This is a genomic window from Hymenobacter agri (assembly GCF_054778495.1).
The window spans coordinates 1-912 of the sequence record NZ_BAAGZM010001064.1; the positions used below are offsets into that span (position 1 = coordinate 1).

The following is a 912-nucleotide window of genomic DNA, read 5'->3' on the forward strand; positions in this document are numbered from 1 at the left end:
GGCCCAAACCGGCGAGGCTGGCCTGCCGCCGCGCCCCACGCCCTTCAAATTTGTGAATGACCAAGCCAGCCTGATGCAGCCGGCCGACGCCAAGAAGCTCGACAGCGGCCTGCGCCGCTACGCCGACAATACCGGCACCCAGATTGTGGTGGTAACGGTGCCCTCGCTGGGCGGCCGCCCGGTGGCCGATTATGCCCGGGCCATCGGTACCGCCTGGGGCGTGGGCCAGCGCGACAAGAACAACGGCGTGGTGGTGCTGCTGGGCGCGCAGGAGCATAAAGTATCCATTCAGCCCGGTAGTGGCTTGGAAAGCGTCATCACCCCGGAGGTAACCAACGAGGTTATTGGCCGGATGACGCCCGACTTCAAGCAGAACAACTACTTCGCCGGCCTGCGGGCGGGCCTGAACAAGCTAATGGCCACGGCCAACCCCGGCTCGGTGAAGGATGCCACCAATGGAGCCGCCTCGGCTACTACAGGAGCAGCTACGGCTGCTGTTGGCCAGCGCGCTGCCGACAATTTGATGGACAACCCGACGACCGAAACGCAGTCGTACCCCACCACCGGCAACGACCCCATTACCACCACGCCGGCCGAGCCAGCCCCGTCGGGCCCCGGCATTGGGACGCTGTTGCTTGGTGCTTTGGCAGTTGGCGGCGTTCTGTGGTTTGTAGTGCGCATGTTTAAAGGACGTAGCGCGGCGGCGAATAATACTTCCAACGGCACACCCAACTTCCTGCCCAACCGGCCTAACGCCCCCCAAAGTGGTGGCTACGGCCAGAACCCCGGCGGCTATGGCCCCGGCTACGGCAACGTGCCCAACCAAAGCAGCGGCCCCGGCATTGGCGGCATGCTGGCTACGGGTGCGGCAGCGGCGGCGGGGGCCTACCTCGGCAACCGCATGGCGTCGGG

The 912-nt window shown here is 65.8% G+C and carries 1 protein-coding gene; it reads left to right on the forward strand.

Annotated features, from left to right (window positions below):
* Positions 1 to 912, forward strand: a 912-nt coding sequence (locus ACYVDE_RS24480) for a TPM domain-containing protein (RefSeq protein WP_460504128.1), incomplete at both ends; no start/stop codon positions are given.